Origin of the sequence: Pseudoalteromonas ostreae (genome assembly GCF_018069805.1) — a bacterium.
Classification (GTDB): domain Bacteria; phylum Pseudomonadota; class Gammaproteobacteria; order Enterobacterales; family Alteromonadaceae; genus Pseudoalteromonas; species Pseudoalteromonas ostreae.
In genome coordinates this window covers 88,591-105,826 of record NZ_JAGPYN010000005.1, presented here as the reverse complement: position 1 = coordinate 105,826, position 17,236 = coordinate 88,591, and the positions used below count along the sequence as shown (strand labels likewise).

The following is a 17,236-nucleotide window of genomic DNA, read 5'->3' as shown; positions in this document are numbered from 1 at the left end:
TTACCTACTTAGGAATTCGCTTAATAATTTTTCGCATTCATATAAAGGTAAGCCTACTACCGCAAAATAGCTACCGGAAATATTAGTAACAAAGCGCCCACCAAGCCCTTGAATGCCATAACCACCGGCTTTATCTTGCGGTTCTCCCGTTTGCCAGTATGCATCTAATTCTTGTTCTGAGAGCGTTTTAAAACTCACTTGCGTGGTTACTACACAACTCATAACCTGATGTTCAGTGGCAAATGCGATTGCCGTTAATACTTGATGACTGCGACCAGATAAACGCTTTAGGGTTGCCATAAAGTCAGCTTTATCACGAGGCTTACCAAGTGATTGATTATCTATGACCACCACAGTATCACTGCCGAGAACAGGGCGATCTGTGTATCCCATAGCAACACCGGTTTGGGCTTTTAGACGCGCTAAACGCTCAACAAGTTCAAGAGGAGTTTCGTCTGCTAGCTGGCTTTCATCAGCATCGACACTAAATTGTGAAAATTCGATACCAAGCTGAGTTAGTAATTCTTTTCGCCGAGGAGAAGCTGACGCTAAATAAATGGCGGTTTGGGTTTGCATTATCTGATCCTGAAATGACGGCGATATTTACGTAGCAATAAGAAAATCCAAGGCCAACTTAACATGCCAGTCACCACCGGCCATAAATACTGCGGGTTAAAATAGACATCCATTAAAAAGTGATTAAGCCAAAATTGCATTAAGTGATATAAGATTAAAAATAATCCTACCAGTATCGCTTGCTGCCAAATTGAAAAATTACGAATCTTTTGAAAGTTACTTGCGGTTACAAAAATACAAATTGAGTAAGTGAGTGAATTAATACCTAGCGGCGACCCCGTGGCTAAATCAATCAGCAAGCCAACCACCCAAGCCGTACCAATGTTTAATCGATGTGGCACGGCTAACGACCAGTACATTAATACTAATAACACCCAGTCAGGGCGAAAGGGTTCAAACGAAAAAGGCAATGGCATCAATGCCATGATCAACGCAAGAAAAATGCTCACGGCTATCAATAAAAAGTAACGGCTATTCATTGCTGATAGTTTCCTGCTGATTACGCCATAAGATCACTAATAAGCGAATACGATCTAACTGAGCTATCGGCTCGGCGTATACTTGAGCAAACGGGCGGCCCTCATCGCGATTAATTTCAGTTACTACCGCAACCGGATAGCCCTCAGGAAAAGTGCCTCCGAGTCCTGATGTCACCAGCACATCGCCAATCCGTACATCTAAACTATGGGGTACATGAGAGAGTTTAACTGAATTGATTTTCCCAATCCCTTCAACCACAGTACGCACATCATTACGTAAAATACGTACTGGTGTGGCATGGGTTGTATCGGTCATCAGTAACACTCTAGACGTCGTTGAACCGACTTTAGTAAGTTGTCCGACGACACCCATTTCATCAATCACGGCTTGACCTTCACTGATGCCATCTGTCGTGCCACGATTGATCACCACTTGATGACTATAAGGGTTTGAATGAACCGAGAGAACTTGGGCAATAATTTTACGATTTGACTGCTTAGCAGAAGAACCAAGTAAAGCTCGTAGCTTTTGATTTTCTTTGCTTAAGAATTGATATTGCTGCAGCTGTTCGCTTTGTAGTAATTGTTTTTTCTTGAGGGCTTCGTTTTCAGTTAATAATTGCTCGCGCGTGTGTAAGCTTTTAGCCCCAAGACTAAATACTTCATAAGGTAAATTAGCTAAATACAATAATGGACTAACTAAGGTATTTAAACTAGTGCGTACTGTGGTGCCACCTTGCGTATAACGATCGCCTACGATCAACACGATACTCAAAAGCACTGCGACAAAAAGTCGCAGCTGCAAAGAAATGGCACGCCCAAACATTAACTTCATTAGTCGTAACTAAATACATCACCACCATGCATGTCAATCATCTCAAGCGCCTTACCGCCACCACGCGCAACGCACGTTAATGGATCATCAGCAACCACAACTGGAATACCGGTCTCTTCCATTAATAAACGGTCTAAATCCTTAAGTAATGCACCACCGCCAGTTAGTACCATGCCTTTGGCTGATATGTCTGACGCAAGCTCTGGTGGCGATTGCTCAAGAGCAACCATTACCGCGCTGACAATCCCCATTAATGGCTCTTGTAAGGCTTCTAAAATCTCATGTGAATTAAGCGTGAATGAACGCGGTACACCTTCAGCAAGGTTACGACCACGTACTTCAATTTCAATTGGTTCATCCGTTTTAAACGCTGAACCAATTTGATGCTTAATGTTTTCAGCCGTTGCTTCACCAATTAAACTACCAAAATTACGGCGTACATAATTGATAATTGCTTCGTCAAATTTATCTCCACCAATACGTACTGATGATGAGTACACCACACCGTTTAGCGAAATAATCGCAACTTCGGTAGTGCCACCACCAATATCAACCACCATAGAACCGGTTGCTTCAGATACTGGTAAACCCGCACCAATTGCAGCAGCCATTGGCTCTTCAATTAAATAAACTTCACGTGCACCTGCCCCCATAGCCGATTCACGAATTGCGCGTTTTTCTACTTGCGTAGCACCACACGGCACACAAATAAGTACACGCGGACTGGGGCGTAAAAAGTTATTGTTATGCACTTGTTTAATAAAGTGTTGTAACATTTTTTCAGTTACATAAAAATCAGCAATTACACCGTCTTTCATTGGCCTAATCGCTTTGATATTACCTGGCGTTCGACCAAGCATTTGCTTTGCTTCAGTCCCTACTGAAGCTACACTTTTAGGACCACCTGCGCGCTCTTGACGGATCGCAACTACTGATGGTTCATTAAGGACAATGCCTTCGTCTTTAACATAAATAAGGGTGTTGGCTGTACCCAAGTCGATCGATAGATCGTTTGAAAAAATACCACGGAGCTTTTTAAACATGAGGCTGGATGACCTTTGAAAAACGTTCTTATATTAGCTTATGCAACTTTACCATGCTGAATCAGTTCGGCAATAAAAAGCGCAGCTACCTTTGTTAATTGGGTAAAAAAGGAAGCCATGCTTCCTTTTTAAATTAATTTATCGTTCGCGTACTAGACGAAAACCGATATAGTTTGCACGAAAGTCTGGCGCTAAAATCAAACGAGTTGAAGCACGAGCTAAACTAGGTGCAAAATTCCACGCACCACCACGGACAGTAACATCCGCTTGTCCAGCTGACTTATGAGTCCATTCCCATACATTTCCTACCGTGTCGTAGAGACCAAACGCATTAGGTGCAAATGAGCCAGTTGGCGATGCACTTTTATTTGACCATTCACTACCACACCAACCACAATTGGCTAAATTCTTACCTATTTCATTGCCCCACGGGTATTCAGTTTTAGTACCAGCGCGTGCTGCATACTCCCACTCGACCTCATTAGGTAAACGATATTGCAGGCCTGTTTGACCAGACAACCAATCAGCATATGCTTTCGCATCGTTGTAGGTCAAGCACACGGCCGGAAAATCACTCCCCTGCTCAAAACCTGGATTACGCCAATTGAAACCAACTTCCCAAACAGGTTCGCCATTTAAGTAATAGGCACAGCCACGATTACGTTCAGCTTCAGTTTTATAATTAGTATTGCTTACGAACTTTTGATAAGCACCTACCGTCACTTCCTTATTTTGCATTGCGAATGAGTTTGCAATGGTTTTTTTAACAACTGGACGCTCATTTGCAAGTCCATTACCATTGATATCACCCATTTCAAACTTACCTGCGGGAATGACTACCACGTCAGCAGTTGCAGCATTGCTTAAAGCACTACTGGTTACTGATGTCGCATTACGTTGCTCACTGGTGTATGTCGGTGCAGCAATCGACTCAGGCTTTTTTACTAACTTAGCATGAATCGTTTGTGGCTTTCGTAAATCAACACGCACGCGATAAGGTTTATAACCCTGCTTGCGTACTTCAATATCATGAATACCACTTGGTAAAGTTGTTGCCAAACGTGTTGAACCAAAACTTACGCCATCAATAAATACTTCGTCGTCGTATACGTTTGAACGCAATGTAAATTCAATCATTTTTTTACTATCAACAACTTGCGTATCAACCGTTGACATTGGTTTGACTGAATAGTCGCGTATCGGTTGCTCATTCAAACGCGACACTGAAATGTTGGCATTATCCTGACCATCACTGAATGTTAACTGACTATCAGTAAAAGTAGTGTCATAACGAGTTTGATAAGTTGCCGTTAGCGGCGTACCGTACTCTGAACAATAGCGGTTATCGACACTCAATAAATTACATAAGCGGCTACTATTTACATCACCGCGCATAGTAACGCTTAAGTTAACGTTATAATTGCCTTGGCCGCTAAAAGCACTATTGACCACATGGCTACTTAAAACCTGTACTTGCGCACCAGCCATATTGCGTTTTGGTTCAACTAAGCGCTCTTCAGTTAAATTAGCAAATATTTGATCTATAAAACGCTTAGTTGCTTTTTGTAAGCCCATTTGCTGGCCTCGTTGCTCACAGGCTGCCAATGTTTCTGTACGTTTACAATTGATAGTGTGGTTAACTTCCAGCGTCCCTTCGCGAGTAAATTCATTACGTAAGCGCTCAACTCGGGCTGTTGTTAATTGCTCTTTTAAACTTTCGAGTGTATTTAACTGAGTATGTTTTGCTACGCGAATTTGTTCAATGTCTTTGCGGTGGGATGCAATTGCCGCCAACTGCATCGCGATATCGTCTTTATTTTGCTTATGATCAACCACAGCTTGCTGATATCGAGCTTGGGCAGCACTAATATCAATAGTGGGGTCATCAATTAAACGACGATACATTTCATTCATGGCATCAAGTGCTTGATTTTTTTCTTTGTCTAGTTCAGCCGAACGAGTGCGTAATAAATCAAGTTGACTTTGTAACTGACTTTCTTCTTTTAAATGTTTTTCAAGTATCTGTGTAGCGTTATCATATTCAGCTTGTTTAATGCTGATCTCAGATTCAATTCCAGTAACTGTGGCTGTATCTTGCGCAAATGCACTTGATGCAAACAAGCTAGCTGAAATTAACAGAGATAAAGGAGCAATTCGCATATATTCCATTCCCAAAAAGCGGCAATTATTTGGTCATTATTTATTTTTTATAATTAAACTCTTATGCTATGTACTTGCAAGGCAAAACACAAGCTTTGTTCATAAATTATCTGAGTTTACAACTATTACCGCACCCCATGCCAGTAAATTACCATCACATAGTATGAAAATAGCCCCTTTTCTTGTCCATGGCTACTTTGTTAAACTGATGCCCCATTAATTTTAAGTTGCAACTGTGAATTTAATACCAGAGTCTCCACTGCAAAAAATCACTTGCTCGATGTTAAGTGAACAAAAAATATCTTTATCGATAAAACGCGACGATCTTCTACACCCATTAATAAGCGGCAATAAATGGCGGAAATTAAAATATAACTTAACTGCAATGAAAGCACAGGGTAAAACAGAGTTAGTTACTTTTGGCGGCGCTTTTTCAAATCATATTCATGCCTGTGCGGCCGCAGGAAAGCAGTTCAACTTCAAAACCCATGGTATTATTCGCGGCCCTGAACTTGATCAACACAACCCTACCTTACAATTTGCTAAGCAATGCGCTATGCAACTTCACCCAGTAACACGCATAGAATACCGAGAGCGTAACACTCCAGATTACCTAGCTCAGTTACAAGCACGTTTCCCCAATGCATATATGTTACCGGAAGGTGGCACTAATAAAGCCGCCTTGCTAGGTTGTAAAGAGCTCGCTCAGTCATTACCTCTCGCTGATTATGTTTTATGTCCAACAGGTAGTGGCGGCACCCTAGCAGGACTGATTGAAGGCTGCGATAAGACCACTCAAGTTTTAGGGGTTGCGGTATTAAAGCAAGCAGATTATCTAGTGGATGAAATCAAATCTCTTAGTGCAATTGCTACGCAACAGCAAAACTGGCAGTTACTCACAGAGTTTCATGATGGTGGCTATGGTAAATTTAGCCCTAAACTTTGGCAGTTTTGCCAAATGATGCAAACCCAACATCAATTACCACTTGAGCCAATTTATTCAGGAAAAATGATGTATGCCTTATGGCAATTAATCACACGGGGCTACTTCCCTGCTGGTAGCCGGATCGTTGCAATTCATACCGGCGGCCTACAAGGCTTAGATGGACTGCGTTATCGTCAGTTAATAGATTAATCTACTATGGCATTAGTAAACTCGTGTAAAGGCTCCGTAAAATAAAACCCTTGCGCGCCTATGACGCCTTGTTTTTTTAGCATGTTGAGCTCTTGCTGTGTCTCAACACCAACACCGTATACAGGTAAATTCACTCGCTCTGCACTCCCGACTATTTGGCGCACTATTTTTTGTTGCGTTACATTTTTATCAATGTCATGGATTAGATCATAGCTGAGCTTGAGTCCTTTGATCCCTTTATAGGGCGCTAATAAAGCGATTCTATCGTGCGATGAAACATTATCAATCAATACTGAGCTCCCCACTGATTTAATAGTGCTAAAAGCAAAATTCAATCGCTGCTGATGTTGATAAAAATCCACCTCCGATATCTCGAACTGCAATTTGTCAGCGCCTGCTACGTTTTTCATTCTCTGGCCAAACCAACGCCAATAGTCATCAGAGAACCAATTAAATGCATGTAAATTAATACTCACTGCCATCGGACTTTTTTCACTATCTAATAACTTAATAACTTGATCCAATACAGTTTTATCCAATAAAATAATCGCTGAATCATCTTTAAGTTGAGGAATGAATTGCTTAGCAGAAAGTATTCCTAATGATTTATGACGAACCCGGATCAAAGCTTCATGCTGTAAAATATCGCCGCTTGCGAACTCAAATAACGGCTGAAAAAATAACATAAATTTCTTTTTACCAATGTAATCCGCTAAATTCTCACCGCTATTTGCCAGCACCGTTGAACGTGTATGGTTAAATGGTACGCGGTAAATATGCTGCCATGGACTTTGCTTTGCTAATGCAAGAGCGGATTTAGTTAACTGATAAACCACCGTTTGATCGGCACCATCGCGGTAATTACACACGCCTATTTTAATTTCTTTGCGAGATATATCACCGCGATAAAGCAAAGAAGCCTGATAAATAATTTGATGTAAGCGTTTAGTGTAGGCATCGATATCAGGCTGAGGTATATTCTCTAGGGTAATTGCCAACCCGCCTGAAGATAACAACTTAACTGATACCCGTGATAACTCTTTAAAGCCTTTAATAACAATAATTTTAAAGTGGCTTTCTAAATCAACGTTATCTGGAAGTGGCTGCGCCCAATAAAGTAAAGCAAAAAGGTGGTTATGATTATTTTGAATACCATACATTACGGTAAGTGCAGCATCGCCTGCGGAACTCAATTTACGCTTAGCTATATGTACTTTTGTGCTATTAATAGCAATATCATTAAGCGCTAATTTAACCACATTTTTAGGCGTTTTCTGACTGCTTGATACTTGAATATCAGTTAGTAATGAAGTTGAATCCACACCATTGCGCTGTTTAAATAGCAGTCGCCACCAGCGATAACTCCAAATAGCAGCACCAATCATCACTAGGTTTAATAAAATAAATAGTGGACTTTCTACAATCCAAAAAGGCCAATGATAAAGCTTCAAACTAACCGTTTTATATTTAAAGATATCACCCTTTTGGTGCATAAAAACAAAGAAATTAAACGACTTATGATCTGGTTCAAGCATAAAACCATGACTTTCAACAAGTGCGGCAACGACCTCTTTATCTGCAACTGGTTGCAACTTTAAGCTATAGATCTGTTGAGCTAATTGACTCCCTGTGATGTGTACTTTTTGATGCAATATCTCTCCTAAAAAAAGATTAAATACCGTCAGTAAAAGCATAAAAGCAATCACATAAATACTTAGCATTCGTACTTGTGCAGTTTTTAATTGAGTCACCATGGCGGTTACGCTATTTATATGAATAGCTAAAGTGTTGCTCAAGATCCTTATAAACACAAGCCTACAGCATGATTAAAGATGCTTTTAAATGCTATAAACATAGTTACAAAGCCAAAACTGACGCCTTTTTAAAGACCTAGGGCAGTACATGTTTTAAATAAAAATAACTCTCACTTTGTTTTCTATCGCCGCAGTCAATATACTGCTTACTTAAAAGCTGCCGCGCACAAGGAAAATGGTGTTCAGAACCCTTTACTCTCCAACCCTCACTATTTTTAATATTCCGACTACAGCACACTATAAAAACAAAAAACCCTGAATTATCAGGGCTTTTAATATTTCACTCTTTACAAATCTACACTTTTAAATAAACCATCATTTAGAACGGAATATCGTCATCAAAATCGATTGGTGGTTCCATCGGGTTAGATGCGCCGCCTTGCGGAGCATTTTGCGGCTTAGGTGCAAAACCACCTTGCGCTTGTCCGCCACCTTGTGGAGCATAACCGCCACCTTGGTATTGATTACTTTGCTGTGGTGCTGCCGCTGGTTGCTGACGAGCTGCTGGCGCTTGTTGTGGTGCACTTTGTTGTTGCCCATAACCACCGCTTTGCTGTGGCGCACTTTGCTGCTGAGCATAACCACCACCTTGTTGTGGTGCGCTTTGTTGTTGGCCGTAACCTCCTTGAGATTGACCACCGTGGTTTTGCTGTTGGCCACCTTGGTAACCGCCACTTTGTTGGTCGCCACCACGGGCACCTAACATTTGCATTTGACCAGTGAAACCATCCACTACGATTTCAGTGGTGTATTTCTCTTGGCCTTGTTGATCAGTCCATTTACGGGTTTGAAGTTTGCCTTCAACGTAAATTTGTGAACCTTTACGGCAATATTCACCAACAATTTCAGCTAACTTGCCAAAAAACACAACACGGTGCCATTCTGTTTTATCAACCATTTGACCGGTGTTTTTGTCTTTATAGCTATCTGACGTAGCTAGAGTAATATTCGCTACACCATTGCCGTTAGGCATATAACGTACTTCTGGATCTTGACCTAAATTACCAACCAAGATTACTTTGTTCACACCGCGTGCCATGGACCTTTCTCCTATAAACGTTATATTAAACCAGCCACTTTGCGGGCCTGGTCTAGGTCAAATTCTTTATCATCAATCTTTAAATAACTGCGATTTTCATCACAGACTACTGTTGCTTCAATTACGCCTGGTAAAGCAACTAAACGAGAAGCAAGGGTTTGCGCTTGCTGCTCATTACTTAATTCTGTCATTAAGCTTATCATTTTACTGCGTGGCGGGACTTGCATATTCCACGCAAGGATAAGCCATATTACCCCAACAACTGCGGCTGCGGCAAACACTGCTTGCGGCGTTGTTGATTGCGCAACGTAACCCCCTAAAATACCACCTAAAAATGCACCAAAAAATTGTCCTGACGAAAACACTCCCATCGCCGAGCCTTTTTGGCTAGCAGGTGCTAAGCGCGATACTAATGCCGGCATCGTCGCTTCTAAAAAGTTAAAGGCAACAAAATACGCCAGCATACACATCGCCATGCCGATGATTGAGTCAACACCAATTGCCATTGCCAACATACTTAGAGCGAGCACTGCGATAGAGCCAACAAATGCCTGTTTCTCTTTCTCTTTACGGATCGCAATGATCATCACTGGCGCCATTAATAAAAATGCCAGTAATAAAACGGGAATATATACTTGCCAATGCGCTTGTGCTGCTAAACCTTTGGCAATTAACTGCCCTGGTAAGGCGACAAAAATCGTCGTCAAGGTCAAATGTAATAGCATCACCCCTAAATCTAAACGTGCTAATTGCGGGTGCTTAATGAGTTTTTTAATATCGCTAACGCTTGCTAAGGTATCGCCTTTGGGGGCTTTGCTAACCGCTTTGGGGACCAAAAACAACACAATAAAAATACCCGCAACAGCCAAAATAGCAGTTAACCAGAACACTCCAGCAAGACCCCACGCTGCGGCAACCATTGGACCAAGTAACATGGCAATAGCAAAGCTCATGCCTATGCTCATACCAATCACGGCCATCACTTTTGGTCGTTGCTCATCGCGGCTCAAATCAGAAGCAAAAGCTAATAACGAGCTGGCAATTGCACCCATTCCTTGTAATGCTCGCCCTAACGTGACCATTTGCATTGAATCAGCCGTGGCAGCAATTACCGAGCCGATCGCAAACATAGTTAAACCGCCAACAATGACTTTTTTTCGGCCAATTTTATCCGATAACCAGCCCATGGGAATTTGTAACACAGCTTGTGTTAAACCATAGGCGCCAATCGCAAAACCAATCCATATAGGTGAAAACCCTGATAATTCTTGCCCATAAATCGCCAATACTGGCATCAGCATAAATAGGCCAAGCATACGAAATGCAAACACACTCGCTAAGGAAACTGCGGCGCGTTTTTCTCTTGAATTGAGTGAAGAAGCTGTCATGATTCGCGTGTTCTTGCTGTCTATTAAAATTTGAGCTGGGATTCTACCACAAGCTTACAGAGAAATAATCGCCCCAATGCGATGATTTTTCATTGATCAAGGATTAATCTTCGCACGTATTATGAGATACTCAGTAAATCAATTTGGTAATGAAACGAGATAGCATGGAAAACATTGAAGTCCGAGGCGCCCGCACGCACAATTTAAAAGACATCAGCCTAACCATTCCCCGTGATAAATTAATTGTTATCACCGGTCTATCTGGTTCGGGTAAATCGTCTTTAGCATTTGATACCTTATATGCAGAAGGGCAGCGTCGGTATGTAGAATCTTTATCGGCTTATGCCAGACAATTTTTATCTTTAATGGAAAAACCGGATGTTGACCATATTGAAGGATTGTCGCCGGCAATTTCAATTGAACAAAAATCAACGTCACATAACCCCCGATCCACCGTTGGCACCATTACCGAAATATATGATTACTTACGCTTAATGTTTGCTCGTGTTGGTGAACCGCGTTGCCCTACTCACGATTTGCCACTTGCGGCACAAACTGTTAGCCAAATGGTCGACACCGTGCTGGCGTATCCAGAGGGCAGCAAACTGATGCTGCTAGCCCCAGTTGTGAAAGAACGCAAAGGTGAACACGTTAAGTTATTAGAGCAACTAGCCAGCCAAGGCTATATTCGCGCCCGTATTGATGGCGAAGTATGCGACCTTTCTGATCCACCAACTCTAGAACTACATAAAAAACACACTATTGAAGTGGTAGTCGATCGCTTTAAAGTAAAAGATGGCTTGCAACAACGTTTAGCCGAATCGTTTGAAACCGCGTTAGAGCTATCAGCAGGTGTGGTATCTATTGCATCGATGGACGACGAAAACGCCGATGAGTTACTGCTCTCAGCCAACTTTGCTTGCCCAACATGTGGCTACGCCATGACCGAGCTTGAACCTCGGTTATTCTCATTTAATAACCCAGCAGGTGCATGCCAAAGTTGTGATGGTTTAGGCGTTCGTCAGTATTTCGACCCAAATCGAGTGATTCAAAACCCAGAGCTTAGTTTATCTGGCGGTGCCATAAAAGGCTGGGATAAACGCAGTTTTTATTATTTTCAGATGCTACAAGCAGTTGCTGAACACTATAAATTTGATTTAGAAGTACCGTTTCAAGATCTTAGTAAAGACGCTAAAAAGATAATTCTTGAAGGTTCTAGCGATACAAAAATTGCTTTTAATTACCGTAATGATCGTGGTGATTTAATTACCCGTAATCACGAGTTTGAAGGCGTACTCAATAACATGAACCGCCGCTACCGTGAAACAGAATCTAATTCTGTGCGCGAAGAGCTGGCTAAATATCAAACCAGCCAAGCTTGCCCAAGTTGTAAAGGGTCGCGCCTACGCCAAGAAGCACGCAGTGTATTTATCGGACAAACTAACTTACCCGCGATCACCAGTATGAGTATTGGTGAAGCGATGAGTTTTTTTGAGCAACTAAGCTTAACAGGCCAAAAAGGTCAGATTGCCGAAAAAATCCTAAAAGAAATTCGCGACCGTTTATCGTTCTTAATTAATGTCGGGCTTAATTACCTTTCATTAGAGCGCAGTGCCGACACGTTATCCGGTGGTGAAGCACAGCGTATTCGCCTCGCTAGCCAAATTGGTGCTGGCCTTGTTGGCGTAATGTATGTGCTTGATGAACCATCGATTGGTTTACATCAACGCGATAATGACCGTTTACTGCAAACGCTGATCCATCTACGCGACTTAGGTAATACCGTAATTGTGGTAGAGCATGACGAAGATGCCATACGCGCCGCCGATCACATTATTGATATTGGCCCTGGCGCTGGCGTGCATGGCGGTTATATCATTGCCCAAGGTACTCGCGATGATATTTTAGCTAGCGAAGAGTCAGTAACAGGGCAGTTTTTATCTGGCCGACGCAAAATTGAAGTTCCCAAAGAGCGCCATAAAATCAACGATAAATGGTTAGAGCTGTTTGGCGCTAGCGGTAATAACTTAAAAAATGTCGATTTAAAAATACCATTTGGTTTGATGACTTGTATTACTGGTGTATCAGGCTCTGGTAAATCAACGCTTATCAACGACACCTTATTTAAACTTGCTCATACCGAACTAAACGGAGCAACCACCGCCGAAGCCGCACCATACAAATCAATTAGTGGCCTTGAGCATTTTGATAAAGTAATCGATATTGACCAAAGCCCAATTGGCCGTACGCCACGCTCAAACCCAGCCACATATACCGGTATTTTTACTGGTATCCGTGAGTTGTTTGCGGGTACCCAAGAATCTCGCTCGCGTGGTTATAAAGTGGGTCGCTTTAGCTTTAACGTTAAAGGCGGCCGCTGTGAAGCCTGCCAAGGTGATGGCGTAATTAAAGTAGAAATGCACTTTTTACCGGATGTATACGTACCATGTGATGTCTGTAAAGGGCAACGCTATAACCGTGAAACGTTAGAAGTGCAGTATAAAGGCAAAAACATCCATCAAGTATTAGAAATGACGGTGGAAGATGCACACGACTATTTTGATAAAATACCTGCCATTGCGCGTAAACTAAAAACCTTAATGGATGTGGGCTTGTCTTATATTCGCTTAGGCCAAGCCGCTACAACGCTCTCTGGTGGCGAAGCTCAACGGGTTAAACTCGCCCGCGAGCTATCTAAACGTGATACAGGTAAAACCTTATACATTTTAGATGAACCAACCACAGGCTTGCACTTTGCTGATATTGAACAATTATTAGTAGTGCTGCATCGCCTGCGTGACCACGGTAATACGATTGTGGTTATTGAGCATAATCTTGATGTAATCAAAACAGCCGATTGGATCATTGATCTAGGTCCTGAAGGTGGTGCTGGCGGCGGTGAGCTCCTCATTGCAGGCACGCCGGATGAAGTAGCCGAATGTGAGCGTTCACATACCGGCCACTATTTGAAACCCCTATTATCAAAATAGGGTTTTCGCTTTATGTACTAAGGTTGGCCGGTGTTAAGATATATAAAAATTGCCAAATCGCAGCTGAGGAAACAACAGCAAAATTTGCAACCTCATAAACTGCGCTTTTATGAGCAAGGTAAAGCTATTTGGTTTAATCTTAACACCGCGCAAAAACTCTACTTATTGGCGTTAATCTGCCTAATTATCTTTCAAAGTGGTTGGCTGTGCGCCAGTATCACCATCGTAGCGCTTACCATTGAGTTTTGGCCAAAGTTCAATAAGCTCTGGCACTCACTGGCTGGCAAAGCACTAATACTTATTTTCTATGCCAGTATCGCCAACTTTGTGCTGGCCAACGCCAGTGGCATTGTAAATAATGTAACTCATGTTTCAGCAACACATTTTAATTACACCCATAATTTTGCCACGCTACTTTATTTACCACCCTGGGCGTTGGGAATCTCTTTATCGACATTGCTATTATTACAATTGATATTGCCGTTCTACATTTTTGCGCTCTTAATCATCAAACCATTTGGTTCGCAGCGGGTAAAGTTTATTAGCCAAAGCTATTCACCTTTGCTTACCGCTTCTATACGGTTTTTTTTATCGACTATTGTAATAATCAATCTAATGTCTTTTGTTGATGACAAAGATACCGGTGCCGTTATTGATGACATAGTAAGCAACTTCGTCAGCAGCAAGCAGCTCTCAAGTCGAGCACTAACAGAGCAACAAGAAGTTGAAGTTGTAGAAAAGCTCAGCCAACAAATACATGGGCAATTGCCAAGTGAAAACATTACGCAAACACCTCCCACACCGTTAGTAACCACAACGAAAGAAGATGAAACTACTCTATCCGTACGATTATTCTTTAACACCAAAGGTTACTTTGAACGCAGCAAACGCTTAATTGCTATGTTTGCTTACACCTACGAAGCAGACCAATACTCCCGTTGCAAAAAATCTGACGACAGTAAAGCGATTGAGATTAACGACTACGAAATTGTTGAAATTACACCCGATAACAGCAAACCTTACGGTTACAGCTTTACGGTAAAAGCCTGCCAATCGCCGGGCATTAAGGCGCCATAGCGGGCTACGGAAAATACTAAAGTCAGCGAATTAAAGTAAAACGGTAATCCCCATCGCGGGAGGTAAACCGCCCATTGCCCCCCCCGTTTATGCATTACCTAATGCACACGGTTCGGTTTTAGGCCAGTTCCACGCATACCAAACAGTAGAAATTGAAAGTAATATTTCAATAGCCGTTAGATATAAATAGAAACCCCATGTAGTTTCTAAGTTTGCCGCAATAAGAAGGACGACTTATAAAGTAGGCATGATTATATTTAACCAGCGATTTATACTCGGTTTTAACACTAGAGTAAGAAATATCATTACACTTGGAACAGACATAAGTAGAGCTACGGCAAAGAACTCTAATTGAATCCCTTCTTTCGCTGATGTTACTTCCATCGCATTAGCTAAAACTCCAGGAACATAAATTTCAATATAATCACCATATACATAGCAAAACATAACAGCCACCCAAAGCGAGGATATTATTAGTTTTACGTTTATTGGGAAATCTTGAAAAACACTATTTGAATTATTAGTCGAACTCATTTGAACTCCGCTTTCTGAGTAATATATAGCGATCCTGTTAATTTACTCATTTTAAATTTATTTTTATTGATGTATCAACCATAGTCGAGTTACTATTTTGATTCAATTTTTAGTGATTTTCTAATTTGGTAGTCATTAATATTATTTGGGGTTTTAGATGATGATACAGGTTGTTTTTGTACCGTTTTTTTTGAGATTGGAAGGAATTAACGCTATGACTATTTAGCTTCACGAGGTTTAACGTTACTGAGAGATATCTGGATAAATATTTATTACGGAAGATGAACCGCCCATTGCACTCCCCGTTAATAAAAAGTACTTGATGGGTGATATAGACTCTGGAGATTAGTGACCTCCGGCTATCTGATTAGGCTTTTTTGTAAACGAAAAAACGAAATATTAAAGCTTGAAATAATGCTGCGAGACCAAACAACAACGAACCTTCATAAAACAAGCACGGTATAACAAATACACTTGGCAAAGCAGCGTAGTATAAATAAGAACCATTAGTATATTTGCTGATTACAAAATGGAGAGGGAATCCAATTACTAACCATCCAACAATAGAAATAAGCAAATACACACCGATGTATAGCAATAACGTAACAACAAAGCCTAAAGTATCGCTCTCTGATGATGATGTAAAACTATTAAATAAAGCGTAAATAGCAATACCTAGTCCCACATATAAGAGGCTTTTTAGTATTGCATCATCCCACCCGCCAAGACCCAATTTTTTTATCCTTAAATATAACATTTTAGTTTTTATGCAACACGCAGTTTATATTTTAGTGTCGCTCGTTGACCGAGGCGCTATCTGCTCGATCTGTCAGAGTTGCTGTCGTTTATGCTAAGGGTTTTAAATTTATGGAAAGTCTTTTTAGTATAAACTAATCAAACAAATGTAATTGTGTGCTTGTTGTATCTAAGCAACCCCTGCACTGCTCAATATCTATTACTTTTCTATTGAACAGAATTTAGAGCATTAAAACAACAAAAAATTGATTGCCTACACATAGCCTAAGTTTTAAAAGCTGCTCTTCATTGAGCTGTAATCGGTATATAGCAGTTACAAAAAAGCCAGATATTCCGTTGTAGTTGGAGCCATCTGGCTTTATATGGTTAGTTATTAGCAAGCGTTACGGACGTGGAATAAATCCTAACGCGTTGTAAACAGACTTTAAGGTTACCTCTGCACGTGCGCTGGCTTTTTCAGCACCGGTTTTCATGATGTTGTTGAGCAATGCTTGATCTTCTCGGATCTCTTTATAGCGCGCTTGGATTGGCTCGATCATGCTTACTACTGCGTCAGCGGTGTCTTTTTTCAGATGGCCATACATTTTGTCTTCGTATTCAGGCACTAACTCTTCAATTGAGCGCTTGGTTGCAACAGACATAAGTGTTAGTAAGTTTGATACACCTGGTTTTTCAGTGCGATCAAAATAAATACGCGCTTGCTCGTCTGAGTCGGTTACTGCTTTTTTAAGCTTTTTCTCGATCTTTTTTGGTTCGTCTAACATCATGATAAAACCATTTGGGTTTTCATCTGATTTAGACATTTTTTTCAGTGGATCTTGCAGGCTCATTACGCGCGCACCAAACTCTGGAATGTAAGGTTCTGGGATCGTGAAAACTTCACCATATAAGTTATTAAAGCGCGTTGCGATATCGCGTGTTAGTTCAAGGTGCTGCTTTTGATCATCACCTACAGGTACTTGCGCCGCTTGATAAAGTAAAATATCAGCTGCTTGTAATACCGGATAAGCAAACAAACCAACGTTTACGTTGCTGGTGTTCTTTGCTGACTTATCTTTAAACTGGGTCATGCGGTTAAGCTCGCCCATTTGCGCATAACAGTTTAATACCCAACCTAGCTGTGCATGTTCAGGCACTTGCGACTGCACAAATAAAGCAGCTTTGTCTGGATCAATACCACATGCAACATACAAAGCTATGCCATCTAATACACGGTTTTTTAAAAGCTCTGGATCTTGGCGTAACGTAATCGCGTGCAAATCAGCTAACATAAAGTGACTATCATACTCTTCCTGTAGCTTTACCCACTGGTTAATAGCGCCAACATAGTTGCCTATTGTCATTCCACCGGTTGGCTGCATGCCACTTAACACTACTGGTTTACTCATGATGTTCCTTTATATTACAAAA

14 protein-coding genes are annotated in these 17,236 nt (G+C 41.3%); 3 read left to right on the top strand and 11 right to left on the bottom strand.

The genetic code is table 11. The features are described 5' to 3' along the window. From J7338_RS05590 to J7338_RS05570, 5 genes are all read right to left on the bottom strand, one after another. Entirely contained in the window at positions 1-576 is a 576-nt protein-coding gene (locus tag J7338_RS05590; protein WP_210796132.1) for a Maf family protein, read from the bottom strand. Beyond that, complete coding sequence (gene mreD, locus J7338_RS05585) at positions 576-1,055, bottom strand: rod shape-determining protein MreD (protein ID WP_210796131.1); 480 nt, start codon at positions 1,053-1,055, stop codon at positions 576-578. The genes J7338_RS05590 and mreD overlap by 1 nt, the downstream gene beginning before the upstream one ends. Continuing rightward, positions 1,048-1,890 (bottom strand): rod shape-determining protein MreC, encoded by an 843-nt coding sequence (gene mreC, locus J7338_RS05580; RefSeq protein ID WP_210796130.1) that lies wholly within the window; start codon positions 1,888-1,890, stop codon positions 1,048-1,050. Before mreC ends, mreD begins: the two co-directional genes overlap by 8 nt. Next, positions 1,890-2,933, bottom strand: a complete 1,044-nt coding sequence (locus J7338_RS05575; RefSeq protein ID WP_145238587.1) for a rod shape-determining protein — start codon at positions 2,931-2,933, stop codon at positions 1,890-1,892. The genes mreC and J7338_RS05575 overlap by 1 nt, the downstream gene beginning before the upstream one ends. A gap of 138 nt (positions 2,934-3,071) precedes the next feature. Beyond that, positions 3,072-5,093 carry an SUMF1/EgtB/PvdO family nonheme iron enzyme gene (locus tag J7338_RS05570; protein ID WP_210796129.1) on the bottom strand — a complete coding sequence of 674 codons (2,022 nt, stop codon included), beginning with the start codon at positions 5,091-5,093 and terminating at the stop codon, positions 3,072-3,074. 280 nt (positions 5,094-5,373) lie between these two features. On the opposite strand from J7338_RS05570, the gene J7338_RS05565 reads away from it, so the two are divergent. Continuing rightward, complete coding sequence (locus tag J7338_RS05565) at positions 5,374-6,228, top strand: 1-aminocyclopropane-1-carboxylate deaminase/D-cysteine desulfhydrase (RefSeq protein ID WP_210796230.1); 855 nt, start codon at positions 5,374-5,376, stop codon at positions 6,226-6,228. Here J7338_RS05565 and J7338_RS05560 read toward each other — a convergent pair. The 3 genes from J7338_RS05560 to J7338_RS05550 all read right to left on the bottom strand — a co-directional run bounded on the left by J7338_RS05560 (position 6,225) and on the right by J7338_RS05550 (position 10,469). Continuing rightward, positions 6,225-8,024 (bottom strand): EAL domain-containing protein, encoded by a 1,800-nt coding sequence (locus J7338_RS05560; protein WP_210796128.1) that lies wholly within the window; start codon positions 8,022-8,024, stop codon positions 6,225-6,227. The two genes, J7338_RS05565 and J7338_RS05560, sit on opposite strands and share 4 nt — an antisense overlap. A 337-nt stretch (positions 8,025-8,361) precedes the next feature. Next, the gene (gene ssb, locus J7338_RS05555) at positions 8,362-9,081 is read right to left on the bottom strand and encodes a single-stranded DNA-binding protein (protein WP_210796127.1); all 720 of its coding nucleotides are present in this window, start codon (positions 9,079-9,081) and stop codon (positions 8,362-8,364) included. Between the two features lie 20 nt (positions 9,082-9,101). Then, positions 9,102-10,469: an MFS transporter gene (locus J7338_RS05550; protein WP_210796126.1), complete on the bottom strand. Its 1,368-nt coding sequence runs from the start codon at positions 10,467-10,469 to the stop codon at positions 9,102-9,104. A gap of 164 nt (positions 10,470-10,633) precedes the next feature. On the opposite strand from J7338_RS05550, the gene uvrA reads away from it, so the two are divergent. Together uvrA and J7338_RS05540 are read left to right on the top strand one after the other, a co-directional pair. Further along, on the top strand, positions 10,634-13,459 hold the full coding sequence (gene uvrA, locus J7338_RS05545; protein WP_210796125.1) for an excinuclease ABC subunit UvrA: 2,826 nt from the start codon (positions 10,634-10,636) through the stop codon (positions 13,457-13,459). A 30-nt stretch (positions 13,460-13,489) separates the two neighbouring features. Beyond that, the gene (locus J7338_RS05540) at positions 13,490-14,536 is read left to right on the top strand and encodes a hypothetical protein (protein ID WP_210796124.1); all 1,047 of its coding nucleotides are present in this window, start codon (positions 13,490-13,492) and stop codon (positions 14,534-14,536) included. 234 nt (positions 14,537-14,770) lie between these two features. Here J7338_RS05540 and J7338_RS05535 read toward each other — a convergent pair whose 3' ends face one another. From J7338_RS05535 to trpS, 3 genes are all read right to left on the bottom strand, one after another. Next, entirely contained in the window at positions 14,771-15,070 is a 300-nt protein-coding gene (locus J7338_RS05535; protein WP_228732924.1) for a DUF6326 family protein, read from the bottom strand. A 367-nt stretch (positions 15,071-15,437) separates the two neighbouring features. After that, a complete protein-coding gene (locus tag J7338_RS05530) occupies positions 15,438-15,803 on the bottom strand; it encodes a hypothetical protein (RefSeq protein WP_210796123.1) in 366 nt (121 codons plus the stop codon). A 406-nt stretch (positions 15,804-16,209) separates the two neighbouring features. Further along, the gene (gene trpS, locus J7338_RS05525; protein WP_210796122.1) at positions 16,210-17,214 is read right to left on the bottom strand and encodes a tryptophan--tRNA ligase; all 1,005 of its coding nucleotides are present in this window, start codon (positions 17,212-17,214) and stop codon (positions 16,210-16,212) included. Positions 17,215-17,236 lie beyond the last annotated feature (22 nt).

Excerpts from the sequence above, each read along its gene's own strand:
- J7338_RS05590 (WP_210796132.1), bottom strand. The coding sequence starts at position 576 with ATGCAAACCCAAACCGCCATTTATTTAGCGTCAGCTTCTCCTCGGCGA.
- mreD (WP_210796131.1), bottom strand. The coding sequence starts at position 1,055 with ATGAATAGCCGTTACTTTTTATTGATAGCCGTGAGCATTTTTCTTGCG.
- mreC (WP_210796130.1), bottom strand. The coding sequence starts at position 1,890 with ATGAAGTTAATGTTTGGGCGTGCCATTTCTTTGCAGCTGCGACTTTTT.
- J7338_RS05575 (WP_145238587.1), bottom strand. The coding sequence starts at position 2,933 with ATGTTTAAAAAGCTCCGTGGTATTTTTTCAAACGATCTATCGATCGAC.
- J7338_RS05570 (WP_210796129.1), bottom strand. The coding sequence starts at position 5,093 with ATGCGAATTGCTCCTTTATCTCTGTTAATTTCAGCTAGCTTGTTTGCA.
- J7338_RS05565 (WP_210796230.1), top strand. The coding sequence starts at position 5,374 with ATGTTAAGTGAACAAAAAATATCTTTATCGATAAAACGCGACGATCTT.
- ssb (WP_210796127.1), bottom strand. The coding sequence starts at position 9,081 with ATGGCACGCGGTGTGAACAAAGTAATCTTGGTTGGTAATTTAGGTCAA.
- J7338_RS05550 (WP_210796126.1), bottom strand. The coding sequence starts at position 10,469 with ATGACAGCTTCTTCACTCAATTCAAGAGAAAAACGCGCCGCAGTTTCC.
- uvrA (WP_210796125.1), top strand. The coding sequence starts at position 10,634 with ATGGAAAACATTGAAGTCCGAGGCGCCCGCACGCACAATTTAAAAGAC.
- J7338_RS05535 (WP_228732924.1), bottom strand. The coding sequence starts at position 15,070 with ATGAGTTCGACTAATAATTCAAATAGTGTTTTTCAAGATTTCCCAATA.
- trpS (WP_210796122.1), bottom strand. The coding sequence starts at position 17,214 with ATGAGTAAACCAGTAGTGTTAAGTGGCATGCAGCCAACCGGTGGAATG.